Origin of the sequence: Pseudomonas sp. USHLN015 (genome assembly GCF_037153275.1) — a bacterium.
GTDB lineage: Bacteria > Pseudomonadota > Gammaproteobacteria > Pseudomonadales > Pseudomonadaceae > Metapseudomonas > Metapseudomonas tohonis.
Genome location: NZ_JBBCKP010000008.1, coordinates 218,630 through 239,608, shown reverse-complemented (window position 1 = coordinate 239,608; position 20,979 = coordinate 218,630). Strand labels below are relative to the sequence as shown.

Sequence of the window (20,979 nt, the reverse complement as noted above, 5' to 3'; positions counted from 1 at the left end):
CCCACTATCCACCGGCGCAGGCGACGGGCGCATTCGCCGAACGCGGCTCGCCCCGATCTCAAAACCTGGCGAGGAAAGCTGGAACGTGGCTTTGCTTTTGGCTCCCTAGAAGGGCGCGCGCAATCTGACCTCGGAGCATGCAGCCGCCGCTCACTCCGGACGTAGGGTGTGCTGCGTTCATCTGGACTCGCCGGAAGCACCGAGCAGAGGTGCGCACGGTGTTCATCTTGCAGGGCTCTCAATTCAAATCGCCTCGCGCTCAGTTGCCGGCAACCCTCATCGGCGAAGTTCCCCGACGGCCTGCCGGCCGGCAAAAAAAGTCGAAACTTCTCCGCGCTGCGCCTGGTCAGGATTCATGTGGGGATGTGGCGTCCATGCTCGGTCCAAAACTCATCTTTCCAACTGGCATCCGCCCGAGGGGCAATGCAGGAACGATGGCCCGCGCATGGGCGACGTAGATGAACATCCCCCTATCAGGGATCTCGGATAGCGGAGGATGATATGGGAAATGCTGCAGCGAGCGCTCAGCTCGGGGGTTTGAGTTCCGTGATCAATCGCCCCCAGCTTCATGTGGAAAGCCTGCATACCAACAAGAAAAGAATTCTGTTCGTCACCTCGGAGTTCGCTGATCTGGTCAAGGTCGGCGGCCTGGGGGACGTTTCCGCTGCACTGCCCAGGGCCCTGGCTTCCCGACATGACGTTCGCGTTCTCATCCCCGGCTACCGGCAGGTGCTGGAGAGCGGCAACCCGATCCGCGTGATCGGCCGGGTGCCGGGGCATGCCGCCCTGCCCGCCTGCCGCATCGGCCGCATGGATCTCAAGGACGGCCTGATCGTCTACGTCATCATCTGCCCCGAACTCTACGAGCGCGAAGGCACGCCCTATGGCGACGCCGAGGGCCGCGACTGGCCGGACAACCACATCCGCTTCGCCCGCCTGGGCCTGGCCGCCGCCGAGCTGGCCGCCGGCACCGCCTGCCTCAGCTGGTGCCCGGAGCTGATCCACGCCAACGACTGGCCCGCCGGCCTCGCCCCTGCGTACATGGCCTGGCGCGGGCAGAGCACGCCCAGCGTGTTCACCATCCACAACCTCGCCTACCAGGGCCTGATCGATCCGCAATGCAGCCCCGAACTGGGCCTGCCGCCGGAAGCCTGCAGCCACGAGAGCATGGAGTTCTACGGCAAGCTGTCGTTCCTGAAGGCCGGCATCGCCCACGCCAGCCACGTGACCACCGTGAGCGAGAACTACGCCCACGAGATCACCACCGAGGACTTCGGCTGCGGCCTGGAAGGCATGCTCAAGCACCGTGTCGACCAGGGCCAGCTCAGCGGCATCACCAACGGCATCGACGAGAGCTGGGACCCGCGCACCGACGAGCACCTGGTGGCCAGCTTCAGCGCCCAGCTCTGGCAGGGCAAGCGCGAGAACCGCGAGTACGTGGAGAAGCTCTTCGACCTGGAGCCGGGCGACGGCCCGCTGTTCGCCGTGGTCTCGCGCCTGGTGCAGCAGAAAGGCATCGACCTGACCCTGGAGATCGCCGACGCCATCGTCGCCGGTGGCGGTCGCATGGCCATCATCGGCCGTGGCGAGCCGGCCCTGGAATCGGCCATGCAGGACCTCGCCCAGCGCCACCCACACCGCATCGGCGTGCACGTCGGCTTCAACGAGACCGATGCCCGGCGCATGTTCGCCGGAAGCGACTTCCTGCTCATGCCCTCGCGCTTCGAGCCCTGCGGCCTGAGCCAGATGTACGCCCAGCGCTTCGGTTCCCTGCCCATCGCGCGGCGCACCGGCGGCCTGGCCGACACCATCGAGGATGGCGTCACCGGCTTCCTGTTCCGCGAGGCCGATGCCGCCAGCTACCTGGATGCCGTGCAGCGTGCGCTCAACGTCTACCGCCACCCCGAGCTGCTCAATGCCATGCGCTGCCAGGCCATGGCCTCGCCGCTCTACTGGCACCAGTCGGTCAAGCCCTACGACCGCCTCTACAAACGGCTGCTCAAGGCCGGCTCGATGACGCTGCAGGCAGGGGGTCAGGCTTGATGTTTCCCCTTACGCGCAGCCATGGGGCGCTGCTCGAGGAAGACGGCACCACACGCTTCGCCCTCTGGGCGCCGGATGCCGGCTCCGTCGAGGTGGAACTGGCCGACGGCAGCCGCCACCCGCTGCGCGCCCACGGCGAAGGCTGGTATTGCAGCCGCCTGCCCCTGGGCGCCGGCACCGTCTACCGCTACCTGATCGACGGGCACCTGCGCGTGCCCGATCCGGCCTCGCGGGCCCAGGAGGACGGGCCCCACGGCTTCAGCCGGGTGGTCGACCCCAAGGCCTACCGCTGGCGCCACGCCGACTGGCGCGGCCGCCCCTGGCACGAGGCGGTGATCTACGAACTGCACGTCGGCCTGCTCGGCGGCTTCGACCGCGTCGAGGCGCTGCTGCCCGGGCTCAAGGAGCTGGGCGTCACCGCCATCGAGCTGATGCCCCTGGGGGAATTCCCCGGCGCACGCAACTGGGGCTACGACGGCGTGCTGCCCTTCGCCCCGGACAGCTCCTACGGCCCGCCCGAGGCGCTCAAGCGGCTCATCGACAGCGCCCACGGCCTGGGCCTGATGGTGTTCATCGACGTCGTCTACAACCACTTCGGCCCCGACGGCAACTACCTCGGCCAGTACGCCGGGGCCTTCTTCAACTGCGAGCGCAAGACCCCCTGGGGCCCGGCCATCGACTTCCGCCAGGTGCAGGTGCGCGACTTCTTCTGCGAGAACGCCCTGATGTGGGTGCTGGACTACCGCGTCGACGGCCTGCGCTTCGACGCCGTGCACGCCATCACCGAGAAGGACTTCCTGGTGGAGATGGCCGGCCGCCTGCGCGCCGCCGCCGGCAAGGGCCGCCACCTGCACCTGGTGCTGGAGAACGAGGACAACGACGTCGACCTGCTGGAAAAGGGCTACGACGCCCAGTGGAACGACGACGGCCACAACGTGCTGCATGCCCTGCTCACCGGCGAACGCGAGGGCTACTACGCCGACTTCGCCACCGAGACCACCAGCAAGCTGGCGCGCTGCCTCGGCGAGGGCTTCGTCTACCAGGGCGAGTCCACCCGGCGCGGCCACCTGCGCGGGCAATCCAGCGCGCACCTGCCGCCGACCGCCTTCGTATTGTTCCTGCAGAACCACGACCAGGTCGGCAACCGTGCTTTCGGCGAGCGCCTGGCCAGCCTGGCGGAGCCGGACGAACTCAAGGCCGCCACCGCCCTGCTGTTGCTCTGCCCGATGATCCCGCTGCTGTTCATGGGCGAGGAATGGGGCTCGCGCCAACCCTTCCTGTTCTTCACCTCGCACAACGAGGAGCTGGGCCGCGCGGTGCGCGACGGGCGGCGCAACGAGTTCCGCGAATTCGCGGTGTTCGCCGACGAGCAGATCCGCCGCAGCATTCCCGACCCCAACGCCCTGGGCACCTTCACCGGCTCCATCCCCGACTGCGCCACCTGCACCGAGCCCGGCCAGCAGGCTTGGCGCGTCTATTACCGGCGCCTGCTGGAGCTGCGCCACGCGCAACTGGTGCCACGCCTGCCCGGCAGCCAGGCCATCGGCACCCGGGTGCTGGAGGAAAAGGCCGTATCGGCCAGCTGGCGCCTGGGTGACGGCAGCCTCCTGCGTATCGACCTCAACCTCGCCTCCGCCCCGGTACGTGCGCCGCTGCCGCACGACGGCGCGCGGGTGATCTTCTCCAACCGCATGGACCTGGACGACTACCGCCAGGGCCTGCTGGCGCCGCGCAGCGTCGCCGTGACCCTGGAGGACAGCGCATGAGCGACGCCCTGTTGGCCGACCTGGCCGGTGCCGCCGGCCTCAGCATCCACTGGACCGACGCCGACGGCCGCCCGCAGCAGGTGGCCCCCGAGGCCCAGCGCGCGCTGCTCGAAGCCCTCGGCTACCCGGCGCAGAGCGAGCAGCAGATCCACGCCAGCCTCGCCCACATCGACCAGCAGCGCGGCAGCGCCGCCCTCGACCCCCTGCTGACGCTGGACCAGGGCCAGCCGCTGTCGCTGGCCCGGCATTTCGCCGCCGGCACGCCCTTCCAGCTGCAGCTCGAAGACGGTGCCCGGGTCGACGCGCGGCTCGACCACGAAGGCCGCCTGCCCGCCATCGCCGCCTGCGGCTACCAGCGCCTGCTGATCGGCGACCAGGCGCTGACCCTGGCCGTGGCCCCGCCGGCCTGCCAGAGCGTGGCCCAGCTTTGCGACCACCAGCGCCGGCACATCTGGGGGCTCACCGCGCAGCTGTATTCCCTGCGCCGCCCCGGCGACGGCGGGCTGGGCGACACCCAGGCGCTGGAGGAGCTGGCCCGCAGCGCCGCCGCCAAGGGCGCCGACGCCATCGCCCTGAGCCCGGTGCACGCCATGTTCAGCGCCAGCAGCCACAGCTACAGCCCCTACTCGCCCTCCAGCCGCCTGCTGTTCAACGTGCTGCACGCCGCCCCCGGCTGCATCCTCGGCGAGCGCGCCATGCAACAGGCGATCGCCGCCTGCGGCCTGGGTGCCGAACTGGCGCGCCTGGAAGCCCAGCCGCTGATCGACTGGCCCGCCGTGGCCAGCAGCCGCCAGGCCATCCTGCGCGCGCTGTTCGACGGCTTCAGCGGCCCGGAGAACGCCTTCAGCGCCGACTTCGCCAGCTTCCGCGAGCACGGCGGCGACGCCTTGCTGCAGCACTGCCGCTTCGAGGCCCTGCACGGCTTCATGAGCCGCAGCGGCCTGCCCACCGATTGGCGCGTCTGGCCGGAGCAGTACCGCGATCCCCACCACGAGGCGGTGCTGCGCTTCGCCGCCGAGCACGAGCAGGACGTCACCTTCCACGCCTTCTGCCAGTGGCTGATCGCCCGGGGCCTGGACCGCGTGCAGAGCGCTGCCCGCGGCGCGGGGATGAAGATCGGCCTGATCGCCGACCTCGCCGTCGGCGCCGACGGTGCCGGCAGCCAGGCCTGGGCCCGTCAGGCCGAACTGCTGCCCGCGGTGACGGTCGGCGCACCACCGGACATCCTCAACCGTTCCGGGCAGAGCTGGGGGGTCTCGGCCTTCTCCCCGGAAGGCCTGCAACGCCATGGCTACCGCGCCTTCATCGAAATGCTGCAGGCCAACCTGGCCCACGCCGGCGGCATCCGCATCGACCACGTCATGGGCCTCAAGCGCCTCTGGGTGTTGCCCCAGGGCGCCCCGCCAGAGGCCGGCGCCTACCTCAACTACCCGCTGCAGGACCTGCTGCGCCTGCTGTCGCTGGAGTCCTTCCGCCACCGCGCCCTGGTCATCGGCGAAGACCTCGGCACCGTACCCGCCGGCCTGCGCGAGGCATTGGCGCAACGGATGATCCTCGGCATGCGCGTGCTGCAGTTCGAGCAGGCCGACGGCCACTTCCTGCCGCCCCACAGCTGGCCCCGCGACGCCCTCGCCACCACCACCACCCACGACCTGCCGAGCATGCGCGGCTGGCTCCTGGGGCGCGACATCGAGTGGCGCGAGGTCACCGGCCAGCGCAGCGCCGAGCACAGCCACGGCGACCGCGAGGCCCGCGCGCGGGAAAAGCTGGCCCTGACCACGGCGCTCTACGCCAGCGACCCGGGCCACGGCCCGGACAGCGACAGGGACAGCGAGGCGCAGCTGGAAGCCTGCATCGGCTTCGTCGGCCGCACCCCCGCGCCCCTGGTGCTGCTGCCCCTGGAAGACGTGATGGGCAGCGAGGAGCAACCCAACCTGCCCGGCCCCGGCGACCAGCACCCCAACTGGCGGCGACGCTGGAGCGAACCGGCCGCCACCATGCTCGACGGCCCGGGTGCCAGCCGCCGCCTGCAATGCCTCGACGACGCCCGCCGCCAGCTGGAGGGCCAAGGCCATGAATGAAGTCCGCGCCACCCTGCGCCTGCAGTTCCACCGGGGCTTCACCCTGGACGACGCCGTGCCCCTGGTGCACTACTTCGCCCGGCTGGGCATCAGCCATGTCTACGCCTCGCCGCTGCTCACCGCGCGCAAGGGCTCCGTGCACGGCTACGACGTGGTCGACCCCACCCGGGTCAACCCCGAGCTGGGTGGCGAGGCGGCGCTCAAGCGCCTGGTCGCCGCCCTGCGCGAGCAGCGCATGGGGCTGATCCTCGACATCGTCTCCAACCACATGGCCGTGGGCGGTGACGACAACCCCTGGTGGCTCGACGTGCTCGAATGGGGCCAAAGCAGCCCCTACGCGCAGTTCTTCGACATCCAGTGGCGCTCCCACGACCCGCTGCTGCGCGGCCAGCTGCTGGTGCCCTTCCTGCGCAGCGACTACGGCGAGGTGCTGGCGGCCGGCGAGATCGCCCTGCGCTACGACGCCGAGGACGGCAGCCTCTACGCCCAGCACTTCGACCATCGCTTCCCCCTCACCCCGCCCAGCTACGGCGAACTGCTGCGGGCCAGCTGCGAGCCGTCGCTGGCGGACCTCGCGGCGCGCTTCGAAGCCCTGGACGGGCAGCCCGATGCCTGGCAGCAGGCGCGGGAGCTGCGCCGCCAGCTGGCCGAAGCCACCCCGGACGACGTGCCCCTGGCCCGCGCCCTGGAGCACTACCACGCCGACACGCCGGAAGGCCTGGAGCGCCTGCACCGACTGCTCGAGCGCCAGCACTACCGCCTGGCCAGCTGGCGCACCGCCGCCGACGACATCAACTGGCGGCGTTTCTTCGACATCAACGAACTGGGCGGCCTGCGCGTCGAGCGCCCCGAAGTGTTCGAGGCCACCCACGCCAAGGTCTTCGAGCTGATCGCGGCGGGCCTGGTGGACGGCCTGCGCATCGACCACATCGATGGCCTGGCCGACCCGCGCGGCTATTGCCGGCGCCTGCGCCGCCGCGTCGAGGGGCTGCTCGCCACGCGTCCACGCGCCCTGCTCGGCCAGCACTTCCCGATCTACGTCGAGAAGATCCTCGGCCAGGGCGAGCGCCTGGCCGGCGACTGGGGCGTGGACGGCACCACCGGCTACGAGTTCATGAACCAGGTGTCCCTGCTACAGCACTCCCCCCTGGGCGAGCTGCAGCTCAACGCCCTGTGGAGCACCCTCAGCGGCCGCTCCGGTCGCTTCCAGGACGAGGTGCTCGAGGCACGCCAGCTGGTGCTCACCAGCTCCCTGGCGGGCGATCTGGAAAACCTCGCCCAAAGCCTGCTGCTGGTGGCGCGCGAAGACATCGCCACCCGCGACCTGACCCTGGGCGCCATCCGCCGCGCGCTGCTGGAACTCATCGTGCATTTCCCGGTGTACCGCACCTATGCCGGTGCCTGCGGCCGCTCCGAGCAGGACCGCCGCGTCTTCGAGCAGGCCCTGGCCGGTGCCCGCAGCACCCTGGGCGAGGCCGACCAGCCGCTGTTGCAGCACCTGGACCGCTGGCTCGGCGGCCAGCCCCTGCGCGAGGTGCCGCCCGGCCCGCAGCGCAAGCAGCGGCGCAAGGTCCTGGCGCGCTTCCAGCAGCTCACCTCCCCGGCCGCCGCCAAGGCCGTGGAAGACACCGCCTGCTACCGCTCGGCGGTGCTGCTCTCGCGCAACGACGTGGGCTTCGACCCGCAGCAGTTCAGCGGCTCGGTCGCCGAGTTCCACGCCCAGTGCCTGGCGCGCTCGCAGCACTTCCCCGGCAACCTGCTGACCACCGCCACCCACGACCACAAGCGCGGCGAGGACAACCGCGCGCGCCTGGCCGTGCTCAGCGAGCGCTCCGCCTGGTTCGCCGCCCGCTGCGAGCACTGGCGGCGCCTGGCAGCGCCCCTGCGCGCGGTGCTGGACAGCGACGGCGCCCCCAGCGCGGCGGACGAGCTGATGCTCTACCAGTGCCTGCTCGGCAGCTGGCCGCTGGACCTCGATGCCGACGACCGCCACGCCCTGGAGGCCTACCTGGAGCGCCTGCTGCGCTGGCAGGAAAAGGCCCTGCGCGAGGCCAAGCTGCAAAGCAGCTGGAGCGCCCCCAACGCCGCCTATGAAGTGGCCTGCCGCACCTTCCTGCACGACCTGCTGGCGCGCGACACCGCCCGCGAGCTGCGCATCGACATCGCCGCCGCCGCCAACGCCATCGCCCCCGCCGGCGCCCTCAACGGCCTGGCCCAGTGCCTGCTGCGCATGACCACGCCCGGCATCCCCGACCTCTACCAGGGCACCGAATTCTGGGACTTCAGCCTGGTGGACCCGGACAACCGCCGCGAAGTGGACTTCCCCCGCCGCGTCGACGCCCTCACCGAACCGGCCGAGCAGGACCGGTTGATCGAGCACTGGCGGGACGGCCGCATCAAGCAATGGCTGATCTCCACCGTGCTCTCGGTGCGCTATGCCCGCGCCGAACTGTTCGCCCGGGGCGACTACCAGCCGCTGCAGGTGGAGGGCGAGCACGCCGAGCAGGTCCTGGCCTTCGCCCGCAGCCAGGGTGGCGACTACCTGGTGGTGCTGGTGCCGCGCCTGGCCAGCGAGCTGCTGGACGAGGCGGTCACCCCCCACATCCCGCCAGCACGCTGGGGCGACACCCGCGTGGTGCTGCCCGCCGCCATTGCCGACAGCACGCTCACCGGCGTGTTCTCCAGCGCGCCGCTGCACCCCGTCGATGGGCGCATCGCCCTGGCGCAGGCGCTGGCGGACTTCCCCGTCAACCTCTTGTGTTTCAGACCTCACCAGGAGCCACAGCCATGAGTGCAGAAGAACAGCGCATCCGCGAATTCGCCTACCAGATCTGGGAATCGGAGGGCAAACCCACGGGCCAGGAAGCCCGCCACTGGGAAATGGCGCGCAAGCTCGCCGAGTCGGAAACCCGCGGCGAGCGCCCGCCGGCGCCCAAGCCGCGCCGGGTCAGCAAGCCCAAGGAAGTACCGGCCAGCCCACCCGCCGAGGCCCGCGCCGCCCAGCCGGCCCCGCGCAAGCCACGTGCCGCCAAGGCCCCTGCCGAAGAAAAACCCGCACTGCTGAAGAAGCCGCGCGCCACCAAGGCCACGCCCAAGGCGCCGAAAGCCTGAGCCCAACCGAGTCGTTTGAGGAGAAACACCAATGAGCAGGCAACGCTCACGGATAACCGAAGGCCACCCCTTTCCCCTGGGCGCCACCTGGGACGGCCTGGGGGTCAACTTCGCGCTGTTTTCCGCCCATGCCACCAAGGTGGAGCTCTGCCTGTTCGACGCCAAGGGCGAGCGTGAACTTGAGCGTATCGAACTGCCCGAATACACCGACGAGATCTGGCACGGCTACCTGCCCGACGCCCACCCCGGGCAGATCTACGGCTACCGCGTGCACGGCCCCTACGAGCCCGACGCCGGCCACCGCTTCAACCCCAACAAGCTGTTGATCGACCCCTATGCCCGCCAGCTGATGGGCGGGCTGCGCTGGTCGGAGTCGCTGTTCGGCTACACCATCGGCCACAAGGACGGCGACCTGTCCTTCGACGAGCGCGACAGCGCGCCCTTCGTGCCCAAGTCCAAGGTCATCGACCCCGCCTTCACCTGGCCCGAGCAGAAGGCGGTGCGCGTGCCCTGGGACGCCACGGTGATCTACGAGGCCCACCTGCGCGGCACCAGCATGCGCCACCCCGCCGTGCCCAAGCACCTTCGCGGCACCTGCGCCGGGCTGATGAACGCCGAGCTGTTGCAGCACATCCGCTCCCTGGGCATCACCACCATCGAGCTGCTGCCGGTCCACGGCTTCGTCAACGACCAGCACCTGCTGGAAAAGGGCATGAACAACTACTGGGGCTACAACAGCCTGGCCTTCTTCGCGCCCCACGCGGCCTACCTCGCCAGCGGCCACATCAACGAGTTCAAGGAAATGGTCGCGCACCTGCACGACGCCGGCCTGGAGCTGATCCTCGACGTGGTCTACAACCACACTGCCGAGGGCAACGAACTGGGCCCGACCCTGTGCATGCGCGGCATCGACAACGCCACCTACTACCGCCTGCTGCCCGACAACCGCCGCCACTACATCAACGACTCGGGCACCGGCAACACCCTCGATCTCAGCCACCCCTGCGTGCTGCAGATGGTCACCGACTCGCTGCGCTACTGGGCCACCGAGATGCGCGTCGACGGCTTCCGCTTCGACCTCGCCACCATTCTCGGGCGCCATCCGCACGGCTTCGACGAGCGCCACGGCTTCCTCGTCGCCTGCCGCCAGGACCCGGTGCTGAGCAAGCTCAAGCTGATCGCCGAGCCCTGGGACTGCGGCCCGGGCGGCTACCAGGTGGGGGGCTTCCCGCCCGGCTGGGTGGAGTGGAACGACCGCTTCCGCGACACCGTGCGGGCCTTCTGGCGCGGCGACAACGGCCAGATCGCCGGGCTCGCCAGCCGCCTCACCGCCTCGGGCGACCTGTTCAACCAGCGCGGCCGCCGGCCCTACGCCTCGGTCAACTTCGTCACCGCCCACGACGGCTTCACCCTGCGCGACGTGGTCAGCTACGACCACAAGCACAATGAAGCCAACGACGAAGGCAACCGCGACGGCAGCGACAACAACTACTCCTGGAACCACGGCGTCGAAGGCCCCACCGACGACCCGGACATCCGCGAACTGCGCCTGCGCCAGATGCGCAACATGATGGCCACGCTGCTGCTCTCCCAGGGCACGCCGATGCTGGTGGCGGGCGACGAGTTCAGCCGCACCCAGCAGGGCAACAACAACGTCTACTGCCAGGACAACGAGCTGGGCTGGATCGACTGGGAACTCGACGACGAGGGCCGCAGCCTGCTGGACTTCACCCGGCGGCTGATCAGCCTGCGCCGCGCCTACCCGATCCTGCGGCGCGGCCGCTTCCTGGTGGGCGAATACAACGAGGAACTCGGGGTCAAGGACGTCACCTGGCTGTCGCCCTGCGGCAACGAGATGACCGAGGAGCAATGGCAGGACGGCAATGCCCGCTGCCTGGGCATGCTCATGGACGGCCGCGCGCAACCCACCGGCATCCGCCGCAGCGGCGCCGACGCCACCCTCCTGCTGCTGCTCAACGCCCACCACGACGTGGTCAACTTCCGCCTGCCGGAAGTGGCCCAGGGCACCGCCTGGACGCTGCTGCTGGACACCAACCGCCCCGACGACCGTTCCCTGGAGCGCTACGAGTTCGACACGGAGTTCACCCTCACCAACCGCTCGCTGCTGCTCTTCGAACTGCAACGGGAGGACGGCTGATGGGGGGCGCCCCGGCCTGCGCCGCCAACCGCCTGGAAGGCGGCCTGGCGGAGTACCCGTGCCCGGGCGCCGACACTCCCGAACTCGGCCGCCGCCTGGCCGCGCTGGTGGCGGCGGGCCTCGACCGCCTGCCCCAGCCGGGCGGCGGCGCCACCCTGGAGCGCTGGCAGGCGCTGGCCCGGGTCGCCGCCCGTGACCTGGGCCTGTGCAAGCTCTACGAAGGCCACACCGACGCCCTGGCCATCCTCCACGAACTCGGCGCCGAGGCGCCGCCGCCCGGCAGCACCTGGGGCGTCTGGGCCGCCGAGCCGCCGCAGGCGCGGGTGCGCATCAACGCCCGCACCTCGCAGCAGGACGTGCGCCTGGATGGCACCAAGGCCTGGTGTTCCGGCGCCGCCGTGCTCAGCCACGCGCTGCTCACCGGCTGGAACGAGGCCGGCCACCAGCAGTTGGTGGCCGTGGCCCTGGACCAGCCCGGGGTGCGCATCGCCACGGGCGGCTGGAACGCGGTGGGCATGGCCGCCACCGGCAGCGTCGAGGTGCACTTCGAGCAGGCCCGTGCCCACTGCATCGGGCCTGCCGGCGGCTACCTGGAACGCCCCGGCTTCTGGCACGGCGGCGCCGGCATCGCCGCCTGCTGGCTGGGTGCCGCCCAGGCCCTGGGCGAGGCGCTGCGGGTGCATGGCGCGGATCACGACGAACCTCACGCCCTCGCCCACCTGGGCGCCCTGGACGCACAGCTCTACGCGGCCGCCTGCACCCTGCGCGACTGCGCCGCCTGGATCGACCGCCAGCCGCGCGCCGACGCCGAAGTTCCGGTACGGCGCCTGCGGGCGATCTGCGAAGGCGCCGCCGAGGCCGCCATCCGCCATGTCGGCCACGCCCTGGGCGCGGCGCCCTACTGCCTCGACCCGCACCTGGCACGGCTGCTCGCCGACCTGCCGGTGTACCTCCGCCAGAGCCATGCCGAGCGCGACCTCGCCGCCCTCGGCCGCCTCGCCACCTTGGCCCCACAGGGGAGCTGGATGCCATGAGAGCCCACCTCATCCACGGCGACGGAACGCCGCTGCAGGCCTGGAACGCCTCGCAGCACCTGAGCCTGGTACCGACCATCGACTGTGAGCGCCTGGTGCCGCCGGAAGCCCGCGCGGTGATCGTCGCGCCGCACCCGGACGACGAAGTGCTCGGCTGTGGCGGCCTGCTGCAGCTGCTGTTCCAGCTGGGTCGCCAGGTGCTGCTGATCTCGGTCACCGACGGCAGCGCCAGCCATCCCGGCTCGCCCTACTGGACCGCACATCGCCTCGGCATCGTGCGCCCCCAGGAAAGCGCCGAGGCGCTGCATCGCCTGGGCATCCCCGTGGCGGAGCTGAAGTGGCTGCGCGGCGGCTTCCCCGACACCGGCGTCGGGCGCCACTTGGGCGAGCTCAAGCGTTTCCTCGCCGCCTACCTGCAGCCCTCGGACGTGGTCTTCACCACCTGGCGCGAGGACGGCCACGCCGACCATGAGGCGGTGGGACTGGCCACCCTCGAAGTCGGCAGCGAGATCGGCGCGCTGGTCCATGAGGTGCCCATCTGGGCCTGGCACTGGGCGAGCCCGGAAGACCCGCGCATCCCCTGGGAGCGTGCGCGCAAGGTCGAGCTCGACATCTGGACCCTGGCCCGCAAGCGCCACGCCGTGCAGGCCTTCGCCAGCCAGCTGTACGCCGACCCCGGTGGTGGCCCGCCGGTGCTCGGCAGCGCCAGCCTGGAACGCCTGCAGCAGCCCTTCGAGCTGTTCTTCCTATGAGCGTGGCCGACACCTATTTCGACAGGCTCTACCGCGACAGCCGCGACCCCTGGGCCTTCCGCCAGCGCTGGTACGAGAAGCGCAAGCGCAACCTGGTGCTCGCCGCCCTGCCCCGCGGCTTCTACGACAGGGTCTTCGAGCCCGGCTGCAGCAATGGCGAGCTGAGCCTGCGCCTGGCCGACCGCTGCCACGACCTGCTGTGCTGCGACACCTCGGCGCGCGCCGTGGAGCTGGCCGCCCAGCGCCTGGCCAACAAGCCCAACGTGCGCCTTTTGCAGGCGCGCCTGCCGCAGCAGTGGCCCGGCGGGCGCTTCGACCTGATCATCCTCAGCGAGCTGTGCTACTACCTCGACGCCGACGACCTCGACCACCTCATCGCGCATTGCCTGGCGTCGCTGAACCGCAGCGGCACCCTCCTGGCCTGCCATTGGCGGCCGGAGATCGACGGCTGCCCGCTGACCGGCGACCAGGTGCATGAACGCCTGGCCCGGGGCCTGGGCATGCCGCGCCTGCTGCGCCACGAAGAGCCCGACCTGCTGCTGGAGGTCTGGTGCCACGACGCCACCTCGGTGGCCGAGCGGGAGGGGCTGCGGGAGCGCGGTGCATGATCGGCGTCGTCATCCCGGTGCACAACGAGGAACAGCTGCTGGGCGCCTGCATCGAATCGGTGCTGGCGGCAGCCGCCCACCCCGACCTCGGCGGCGAACCGGTCCGCGTGCTGGCCGTGCTGGACGCCTGCAGCGACGGCTCCGCCGCCATCGCCCAGGCCGCCGGCATCGCCACCCTGGCCATCGCCGCCCGCAATGTCGGCCAGGCCCGAGCCGCCGGCGTGCATGTACTGCTGGATGAGGGCGCGCGCTGGATCGCCTGCACCGACGCCGACAGCATCGCCGGCACCAACTGGCTGGCCGCACAGCTGGCCCTGGGTGCCGACGTGGTCTGCGGCACCGTGCGCATCGCCCAGTGGGACACCATCCACCTCGACGCCCAGCTGCGCTACCACGCTCACTACCAGCAGCGCGACGACCACCGCCACGTGCACGGCGCCAACCTCGGCTTCAGCGCCGAAGCCTACCTGCGCGCCGGCGGCTTCCCGCCCCTGGCCGCCCACGAGGACGTGCACCTGGTGCGCGCCTTCGAACGCAGCGGCGCGCGCATCTCCTGGAGCAGCAGCCCCGCCGTGCACACCAGCGCCCGCCTCGACGCCCGCGCGCCGGAAGGCTTCGCCGCATTCCTGCGAGGGTTGATGTAGGAGCGAGTCCACTCGCGATCGATGCCAAACCACACGCGAGGCCTCACCCGGGTCACCCGCCACCCCGCCATCGATGCCCCGCGCCTCACATCGGTGTGCGCGGCGTCTTCCCAGGTGCGCGTAGCACACCCTACGGCGCTGCACCGCGCCTCCCGGGACTCCCGCACCTGTAGGGGCGAATTCATTCGCCAAGCGGTGCGCAGCGCCGTCCCACGTAGGAGCGAATTCATTCGCGATCGGTACCCCACCACACGCCGGCCCGAAACCCGGGCTGCGCCTCGTGCCCAACGGGCAGAAAACCTGAACCGCTCCCTTGCCGCCCAGTCGGAACTATCACAGGTGCCGCCCCGGCGCCTGCCGTTTTCCATGCCTGGTCGCCGGTGAGCACCGGCCCGGGCCCGAACAGGAGCCACCCATGAAGGCAGTCGTATTCCATGACGTGGGCGACATCCGTCTCGACGACGTCCCCGAGCCGACCCTGCAGGCGCCCACGGACGCGATCATCCGCCTCACCGCCTCGGCCATCTGCGGCACCGACCTGCATTTCGTGCGCGGCACCGTCACCGGCATGGTCAAGGGCACCATCCTCGGCCACGAGGGCGTCGGCATCGTCGAAGCCCTGGGCAACGACGTGCGCAACCTGCAGATCGGCGACCGCGTGGTGGTGCCTTCCACCATCGCCTGCGGCAACTGCTCCTACTGCCGGGCCGGCTACTACGCCCAGTGCGACGTGGCCAACCCCAACGGCAAGGAGGCCGGCACCGCGTTCTACGGCGGGCCCCAGGCCACCGGCCCCTTCCATGGGTTGCAGGCGGAGAAGGCCCGCATCCCCCACGCCAACATCGGCCTGATCAAGCTGCCCAGCGAGATCAGCGACGACCAGGCCATCCTGCTGTCCGACATCTTCCCCACCGGCTACTTCGGTGCCGAGATGGCCGAGGTCACCCCCGGCGACACGGTGGCGGTGTTCGGCTGCGGCCCGGTGGGCCAGTTCGCCATCGCCAGCGCCAAGCTGATGGGCGCCGCCCGGGTGTTCGCCATCGACCACCTCGACGACCGCCTGCGCATGGCCCGCCAGCAAGGCGCAGAAGTGATCAACTTCGACCTGGAAGACCCGGTCAAGACCCTGCGCCGGCTCACCGACGGCATAGGCGTCGACCGCGCCATCGATGCCGTGGGGGTGGACGCCGAGCACGCCTGCCACGACCACCACGCCGCCGGACGCATGCGCCGGGAGATGGCCGAGCTGACCCCGCGCACCCACCCGGACGGCGACAACTGGCACCCCGGCGACGCGCCGAGCCAGGCCCTGCAATGGGCGGTCGAAGGCCTGGCCAAGGCCGGCACCCTGTCGATCATCGGCGTCTACCCGCAGCAGGCGCGCAGCTTCCCCATCGGCCTGGCGATGAACAAGAACCTGACCATCAACATGGGCAACTGCCACCACCGCAAGTACATCCCCAGGCTCATCGAGCTGACCCTGAACAAGCGCGTCGACCCGGCCAAGATCCTCACCCAGGTCAAGCCGATGAGCGATGCCATCGAAGCGTTCAAGGCCTTCGACCGCCGCGAGAGCGGCTGGATCAAGGTCGAGTTGCACCCACAGCGGATGCAGCCGGCGGGCGCTGGTGGCGAAGAAGTGATCGCCGACGAGGCGCAGCTGGAACGGACGCTCGCAGCCGTCAACCCGGCTCCGGGTCGCTAGCGGAGGCGAGGATGGCAGAGATCCGTATCGGCATTTCCGGCTGGCGCTACGCCCCCTGGCGGGGTGATTTCTACCCCAGAGGCCTGGTGCAGAAGAAGGAGCTGCGCTTCGCCTCCCGCGCCGTCAACAGCATCGAGATCAATGGCTCCTTCTATGCCCTGCAGACGCCCGAGCGCTACGCCGGCTGGGCGGCCGACACCCCCGAGGACTTCGTCTTCAGCACCAAGGCGCCGCGCTACATCACCCACGTGACGCGCCTGCGCGAGCTGCAGCAGCCCCTGGCCAACTTCATGGCCTCGGGGCTGTTCCGCCTGGGCGGGAAGCTGGGGCCGGTGCTCTGGCAATTCCCGCCCAGCTTCAAGTTCGACCCCGCGCTGTTCGCCGACTTTCTCCAAGCCCTGCCCCACGACAGCGACGCCGCCCGTGAACTGGCCCGCCACAGCGACGCGCGCATGCACGTGGAGGGCTACCTGGACATTCCCAAGGGCCTGCGCCTGCGCCACGCGGTGGAGATCCGCAACGACAGCTTCCTCGACGAGGCCTTCGTCGCCCTGCTGCGCCGGCACAAGGTGGCGCTGGTGGTCGCCGACACGGCGAAGAAGTGGCCCTACGCGGAGGACCTCACCAGCGACTTCGTCTACATGCGCCTGCACGGCGACAAGCAGCTCTACGCCAGCGGCTACTCGGACGCCGCGCTGGCCGCCTGGCAGCGACGCATCGAAGCCTGGAGCCGTGGCAGCCAGCCCGAGGACGCCCGGCTGATCAGCGCCAAGGCACCGGCCCGGCGCAAAAGCCGCGACCTGTACTGCTACTTCGACAACGACATCAAGGTGCGCGCGCCCTATGACGCCCGCCAACTGCTGGAAAGACTCGGCCTGGCCGGGCACCTAGAGACCGAACCCGGCCAGCCCCTGGAAGGAGCCGACCTGTGAATACCGTCACCAGTGCCCCCTTGCCCGCCACCGACCTGCTGCCGGCCGTGCACCAGCTGCGCATCATCACGGTGAACACCCACAAGGGCTTCACGCCCCTCAACCGCCGCTTCATCCTCCCGGAGCTGCGCGATGCCGTGCGCACCCTCGGTGCCGACCTGGTGTTCCTGCAGGAGGTGCTCGGCACCCACCAGCTGCATGCCAGGCGCTTCAGGAACTGGCCGCCGACGCCCCAGTACGAATTCCTCGCCGACAGCATGTGGACCGACTTCGCCTACGGCCGCAACGCGGTCTACCCGGAAGGCGACCACGGCAATGCGCTGCTGTCGAAATTCCCCATCCTGCGCTACGAGAACCTCGACGCGTCCATCGCCGGCAACGAGGAACGCGGCCTGCTGCATTCGGTGCTGGACGTGCCCGGCCACCGCGAGGTGCATGCCATCTGCGTGCACCTGGGGCTGCGCGAAGCCCACCGTCGCGAACAGCTGGAACTGCTCTGCCGCCTGCTCGACAGCCTGCCGCCGCTGGCGCCGGTGATAGTCGCCGGCGACTTCAACGACTGGCGCGTGCGCGCCGACGACATCCTCGCCAGCCGCGGCATGGTCGAGGCCTTCGTCAACGCCTATGGCGCCCCGGCACGCAGCTTCCCGGCACGCTGGCCGCTGCTGCGCCTGGACCGCGTCTACGTGCGCAATGCCACCAGCCACTCACCCCAGGTGCTGCTGCGCCGGCCCTGGTCCCACCTGTCCGACCACGCCCCCTTGCTTGTGGAGGTGCACCTGTGAAATTCGACTGGCGTGAAGGCAACCACGTCGAGTTGCTGATCAATGGCGAGGCCTTCTTCCCGGCGGTGTTCGAGGCCATCGACAAGGCCCGCCACGAAGTACTGCTGGAGACCTTCATCGTCTTCGAGGACAAGGTCGGCCTGCGCCTCAAGGAGACCCTGATCGCCGCCGCCCGGCGCGGCGTGCGCGTGGAGCTGACGGTGGACGGCTACGGCACCGCCGACCTCGGCACTCGCTACATCCGCGAGATGACCGAGGCCGGCGTCAACCTGCACATGTTCGACCCGCGTCCCCGGGTGCTGGGCATGCGCACCAACCTGTTCCGCCGCCTGCACCGCAAGCTGGTGGTGGTGGACGGCGAGCTGGGCTTCATCGGCGGCATCAACTTCTGTGCCGATCACCTCGCCGACTTCGGCCCCATGGCCAAGCAGGACTACGCGGTGGCGGTGCGCGGGCCCATCGTCTGCGACCTGCACCGTACCTGCAGCCAGCTGCTGTCCCACAGCGCCAGCGAGGTGCACAGCCTGCTGCCGGAATCGCCGGAAAACCGCGAGGCCGGGCCTGCCCGCATGCTGCTGTCGATCCGCGACAACGAGCGCCATCGCAACGACATCGAGGAACAGTACCTGCGCGCGCTGCGCTCGGCCCGGCAGCGGCTGGTGGTGGCCAATGCCTATTTCTTCCCCGGCTACCGCCTGCTGCGCGAGCTGCGCAATGCCGCCCGGCGCGGCGTACAGGTGACCCTGATCCTCCAGGGCCAGCCGGACATGCCGCTGGTGCGCCTGTGCTCGCGGCTGCTCTACAACTACCTGCTGCGCGACGGCGTGGTGATCCACGAGTATTGCCAGCGACCGCTGCACGGCAAGGTGGCGCTGGTGGACGGCGAATGGGCCACGGTGGGCTCGAGCAACCTCGACCCGCTGAGCCTGTCGCTGAACCTGGAGGCCAACCTGGTGATCCGCGACCCGGCCTTCAACCGGCAGTTGCACGACCACCTGCAGCAGCTCGCCGACGCCAAGTGCAAGCGCGTGACGTTGCAGCGCATCACCCGGGGCCACTGGTGGCGGGCGCCACTGATCTTCCTCAGCTTCCACTTCCTGCGGCACTTCCCGGCCATCGCCGGCTGGTTCCCCGCCCACTCGCCGCGCATCAAGTCGCTGCAGCCGCTGGAGGATGCCGGCGTCGAGCCGGTCTACGAGCAACAGGAGAAAAGCTCATGAGCGCGGGCAAGGCCACCTGGAAGACCTGGGCCAAGCGCGGCCTGACGGCGTTCTTCTTCTGCCTGGTGCCGGTGCTGCTGTTCATGCTGGTGAAGAACCTCGACTGGCAGGAAGTGCGCCAGGCCATCGCCAACTACAAGGCCACCACCCTGGCGCTGGCCGGGCTGGCCTGCGCGGCGAGCTACGCCACCTACTGCTGCTTCGACCTGGTGGGCCGCCACTACACCGCGCACAAGCTGCCGGCCTGGCAGACCATCCCGGTCACCTTCGTCTGCTACGCCTTCAACCTCAACCTCAGCTCCTGGGTGGGCGGCATCGCCCTGCGCTACCGCCTCTACTCGCGCCTGGGGCTGGACGTGCCGACCATCACCAAGGTGCTCAGCCTGAGCCTGATCACCAACTGGCTGGGCTACATGCTGCTGGCCGGCTGCGTCTTCTCCCTGCGCCTGGTGGACCTGCCCGAAGGCTGGAAGATCGGCGAGACCGGCCTGCAACTGATCGGCTTCGCCCTGGTGGCCGCCGCCCTCGCCTACCTCGCCGCCTGCCGCTTCTCCACGCGCCGCAACTGGCGCTTCCGCGACCAGGAGCTGACCCTGCCGAGCCTGCGCATGGCGCTGATCCAGGTCGGCCTGGGCATGCTCAACTGGTCGCTGATGGCGGCGCTGATCTGGATCCTGCTGCCCAGGGAAGCCTTCTACCCGTCGATCCTCGGCATCCTCCTGATCAGCAGCATCGCCGGGGTCATCACACACATCCCCGCCGGGCTCGGCGTGCTGGAGGCGGTGTTCATCGCCCTGATGCAGCACCAGATGTCCAAGGGCACCCTCCTCGCCGCGCTGATCGGCTACCGCGCCATCTACTTCCTCCTGCCCCTGGCCATCGCCTGCGTGGTGTACCTGGTGCTCGAACGCCGGGCCAAGCAGATCCGCCAGCGCGATTGGGCGCATGAGGGGTGACGCCTATCGCTGTAGGGGCGACTTCAGTCGCCCAGCGATGCGCCGCATCGCCGTAGGTTGGCGCCGAGCGTAACGAGGCCCAACGGCGTAACACCGGACCCCGTCATGTTGGGCTTCGTACCTCAGCCCAACCTACGAAGCTGGCGTTCTGAAGCCCAGCAGCCCGTAGGATGGGTAGAGCGAAGCGAAACCCATGCTGACGGTCGCCTCCGCTAGAACCAATCCCGGCGCTCATCGAAGGCGGCGTGCACCAGGGCGACGAGGCGGCGGACTTCCTCGCGCTCTTCTTCCCCCGCGCGCACGGCGAGCCAGGCCTGCATGTCCATGCGTGGTTCGAACAACGCCGGCAGGGCCATGAGGTTCTTGTCCAGCTGGCTGACGTAATGGGGCAACAGGCCGATGCAGGCGCTCCACTGGATCATCTGCCGGAGCATTTCGTAGGAGTTGACCCGGGTGACCCCGGCGCGGCGTTCGGCGATGGCCAGGTTCCAGGGTTGCAGGGCGTCGATGCCGGCGTAGCCGTGGAGGTCGACCAGCATGTAGTCCGCAAGCTCCACCAGGCTGCGCGGGCGGCTGGTCTCGCGGGAGTAGCGCTTGGCGATGTGGGGCAGGTATTCCAGCTGGGCCAGGCACACCTGATGGGCGCTGGCGAAACCCGGCCAGGGCGTGGCGTCACCGGGCGGAGCCAGCCACACGCGCAGGTCGGTGTCCGCCGCCGGCGCTTCGCCCTCGTCGAGGCGTGCCAGTTCCAGGCGCACGTTGGCGTGCTGGCGGAGGAAGGCCAGCAGGTCGCGGCCGAGGATGTCGTGCAGCAGCGGCTCGGCGACGGCGATGCGCACCAGCGGCTGGTCTTCGTTCTGCGCCAGGCCCGGCGACAGCACCGCCAGGCGCGCCGCCAGCTGGGTACGCAGGCGCCGGCCCTCGGGGCTCAGCACCAGGGCGTTGCCCTGGTGCTGGAACAGCGGGTGCCCGGCCCAGGCCGCCAGCACCCCGAGCTTCTTGCGCAGCAGTGTCGGCTTGACGCTCAGGCTGCGCGCCGCCTGCATGAAGCAGCCGCAACGGGCGGCCACCACGAAGAAGTGCGCCGCCTCCATGTCCAGGCCGGCGAAGCCCTCGTCGGCCCCGTGGTCGCTCACGATGCCGCCGCCGCTTGCCGGGTGGTCGTTCTCCTGCAATGCCATAAA

Annotated in this window: 16 protein-coding genes; 15 read left to right on the top strand and 1 reads right to left on the bottom strand. The window is 70.1% G+C overall.

All coding sequences use genetic code 11. The features are described from left to right. The first annotated feature begins 501 nt into the window (after positions 1–501). The 15 genes from glgA (at position 502) to WFQ67_RS17765 (ending at position 19,795) form a co-directional block, all read left to right on the top strand. Positions 502–2,043, top strand: coding sequence for a glycogen synthase GlgA (glgA, locus tag WFQ67_RS17835; RefSeq protein ID WP_213630352.1), 1,542 nt, complete (start codon positions 502–504; stop codon positions 2,041–2,043). After that, positions 2,043–3,809 (top strand): malto-oligosyltrehalose trehalohydrolase, encoded by a 1,767-nt coding sequence (treZ, locus tag WFQ67_RS17830; protein ID WP_213630350.1) that lies wholly within the window; start codon positions 2,043–2,045, stop codon positions 3,807–3,809. Before glgA ends, treZ begins: the two co-directional genes overlap by 1 nt. Further along, positions 3,806–5,890 (top strand): 4-alpha-glucanotransferase, encoded by a 2,085-nt coding sequence (gene malQ / locus WFQ67_RS17825; protein ID WP_337057741.1) that lies wholly within the window; start codon positions 3,806–3,808, stop codon positions 5,888–5,890. The genes treZ and malQ overlap by 4 nt, the downstream gene beginning before the upstream one ends. Continuing rightward, on the top strand, positions 5,883–8,681 hold the full coding sequence (locus WFQ67_RS17820) for a malto-oligosyltrehalose synthase (protein WP_337057740.1): 2,799 nt from the start codon (positions 5,883–5,885) through the stop codon (positions 8,679–8,681). Before malQ ends, WFQ67_RS17820 begins: the two co-directional genes overlap by 8 nt. Then, positions 8,678–9,001 carry a DUF2934 domain-containing protein gene (locus WFQ67_RS17815; RefSeq protein WP_337057739.1) on the top strand — a complete coding sequence of 108 codons (324 nt, stop codon included), beginning with the start codon at positions 8,678–8,680 and terminating at the stop codon, positions 8,999–9,001. Before WFQ67_RS17820 ends, WFQ67_RS17815 begins: the two co-directional genes overlap by 4 nt. Before the next feature lie 31 nt (positions 9,002–9,032). Then, entirely contained in the window at positions 9,033–11,159 is a 2,127-nt protein-coding gene (gene glgX, locus WFQ67_RS17810) for a glycogen debranching protein GlgX (protein ID WP_337057738.1), read from the top strand. Beyond that, a complete protein-coding gene (locus WFQ67_RS17805) occupies positions 11,159–12,193 on the top strand; it encodes an acyl-CoA dehydrogenase (RefSeq protein WP_337057737.1) in 1,035 nt (344 codons plus the stop codon). The genes glgX and WFQ67_RS17805 overlap by 1 nt, the downstream gene beginning before the upstream one ends. Continuing rightward, entirely contained in the window at positions 12,190–12,945 is a 756-nt protein-coding gene (locus tag WFQ67_RS17800; protein WP_337057736.1) for a PIG-L deacetylase family protein, read from the top strand. Before WFQ67_RS17805 ends, WFQ67_RS17800 begins: the two co-directional genes overlap by 4 nt. Beyond that, positions 12,942–13,553 (top strand): class I SAM-dependent methyltransferase, encoded by a 612-nt coding sequence (locus WFQ67_RS17795; protein WP_337057735.1) that lies wholly within the window; start codon positions 12,942–12,944, stop codon positions 13,551–13,553. Before WFQ67_RS17800 ends, WFQ67_RS17795 begins: the two co-directional genes overlap by 4 nt. Beyond that, entirely contained in the window at positions 13,550–14,197 is a 648-nt protein-coding gene (locus tag WFQ67_RS17790) for a glycosyltransferase (protein WP_213630334.1), read from the top strand. Before WFQ67_RS17795 ends, WFQ67_RS17790 begins: the two co-directional genes overlap by 4 nt. A 415-nt stretch (positions 14,198–14,612) precedes the next feature. Next, positions 14,613–15,902, top strand: a complete 1,290-nt coding sequence (locus tag WFQ67_RS17785) for a zinc-dependent alcohol dehydrogenase (RefSeq protein WP_337057734.1) — start codon at positions 14,613–14,615, stop codon at positions 15,900–15,902. An 11-nt stretch (positions 15,903–15,913) separates the two neighbouring features. Further along, positions 15,914–16,834 carry a DUF72 domain-containing protein gene (locus tag WFQ67_RS17780; RefSeq protein ID WP_337057733.1) on the top strand — a complete coding sequence of 307 codons (921 nt, stop codon included), beginning with the start codon at positions 15,914–15,916 and terminating at the stop codon, positions 16,832–16,834. Then, a complete protein-coding gene (locus WFQ67_RS17775) occupies positions 16,831–17,619 on the top strand; it encodes an endonuclease/exonuclease/phosphatase family protein (RefSeq protein ID WP_213630327.1) in 789 nt (262 codons plus the stop codon). The genes WFQ67_RS17780 and WFQ67_RS17775 overlap by 4 nt, the downstream gene beginning before the upstream one ends. Continuing rightward, positions 17,616–18,839 carry a cardiolipin synthase ClsB gene (gene clsB / locus WFQ67_RS17770; protein WP_337057732.1) on the top strand — a complete coding sequence of 408 codons (1,224 nt, stop codon included), beginning with the start codon at positions 17,616–17,618 and terminating at the stop codon, positions 18,837–18,839. The genes WFQ67_RS17775 and clsB overlap by 4 nt, the downstream gene beginning before the upstream one ends. Further along, positions 18,836–19,795 (top strand): lysylphosphatidylglycerol synthase domain-containing protein, encoded by a 960-nt coding sequence (locus WFQ67_RS17765; RefSeq protein ID WP_213630324.1) that lies wholly within the window; start codon positions 18,836–18,838, stop codon positions 19,793–19,795. The genes clsB and WFQ67_RS17765 overlap by 4 nt, the downstream gene beginning before the upstream one ends. A 212-nt stretch (positions 19,796–20,007) precedes the next feature. Here WFQ67_RS17765 and WFQ67_RS17760 read toward each other — a convergent pair whose 3' ends face one another. Beyond that, positions 20,008–20,976, bottom strand: a complete 969-nt coding sequence (locus WFQ67_RS17760; protein ID WP_213630322.1) for a LysR family transcriptional regulator — start codon at positions 20,974–20,976, stop codon at positions 20,008–20,010. Positions 20,977–20,979: the final 3 nt, after the last annotated feature.

Excerpts from the sequence above, each read along its gene's own strand:
- glgA (WP_213630352.1), top strand. The coding sequence starts at position 502 with ATGGGAAATGCTGCAGCGAGCGCTCAGCTCGGGGGTTTGAGTTCCGTG.
- treZ (WP_213630350.1), top strand. The coding sequence starts at position 2,043 with ATGTTTCCCCTTACGCGCAGCCATGGGGCGCTGCTCGAGGAAGACGGC.
- malQ (WP_337057741.1), top strand. The coding sequence starts at position 3,806 with ATGAGCGACGCCCTGTTGGCCGACCTGGCCGGTGCCGCCGGCCTCAGC.
- WFQ67_RS17820 (WP_337057740.1), top strand. The coding sequence starts at position 5,883 with ATGAATGAAGTCCGCGCCACCCTGCGCCTGCAGTTCCACCGGGGCTTC.
- WFQ67_RS17815 (WP_337057739.1), top strand. The coding sequence starts at position 8,678 with ATGAGTGCAGAAGAACAGCGCATCCGCGAATTCGCCTACCAGATCTGG.
- glgX (WP_337057738.1), top strand. The coding sequence starts at position 9,033 with ATGAGCAGGCAACGCTCACGGATAACCGAAGGCCACCCCTTTCCCCTG.
- WFQ67_RS17805 (WP_337057737.1), top strand. The coding sequence starts at position 11,159 with ATGGGGGGCGCCCCGGCCTGCGCCGCCAACCGCCTGGAAGGCGGCCTG.
- WFQ67_RS17800 (WP_337057736.1), top strand. The coding sequence starts at position 12,190 with ATGAGAGCCCACCTCATCCACGGCGACGGAACGCCGCTGCAGGCCTGG.
- WFQ67_RS17795 (WP_337057735.1), top strand. The coding sequence starts at position 12,942 with ATGAGCGTGGCCGACACCTATTTCGACAGGCTCTACCGCGACAGCCGC.
- WFQ67_RS17790 (WP_213630334.1), top strand. The coding sequence starts at position 13,550 with ATGATCGGCGTCGTCATCCCGGTGCACAACGAGGAACAGCTGCTGGGC.
- WFQ67_RS17785 (WP_337057734.1), top strand. The coding sequence starts at position 14,613 with ATGAAGGCAGTCGTATTCCATGACGTGGGCGACATCCGTCTCGACGAC.
- WFQ67_RS17780 (WP_337057733.1), top strand. The coding sequence starts at position 15,914 with ATGGCAGAGATCCGTATCGGCATTTCCGGCTGGCGCTACGCCCCCTGG.
- WFQ67_RS17765 (WP_213630324.1), top strand. The coding sequence starts at position 18,836 with ATGAGCGCGGGCAAGGCCACCTGGAAGACCTGGGCCAAGCGCGGCCTG.
- WFQ67_RS17760 (WP_213630322.1), bottom strand. The coding sequence starts at position 20,976 with ATGGCATTGCAGGAGAACGACCACCCGGCAAGCGGCGGCGGCATCGTG.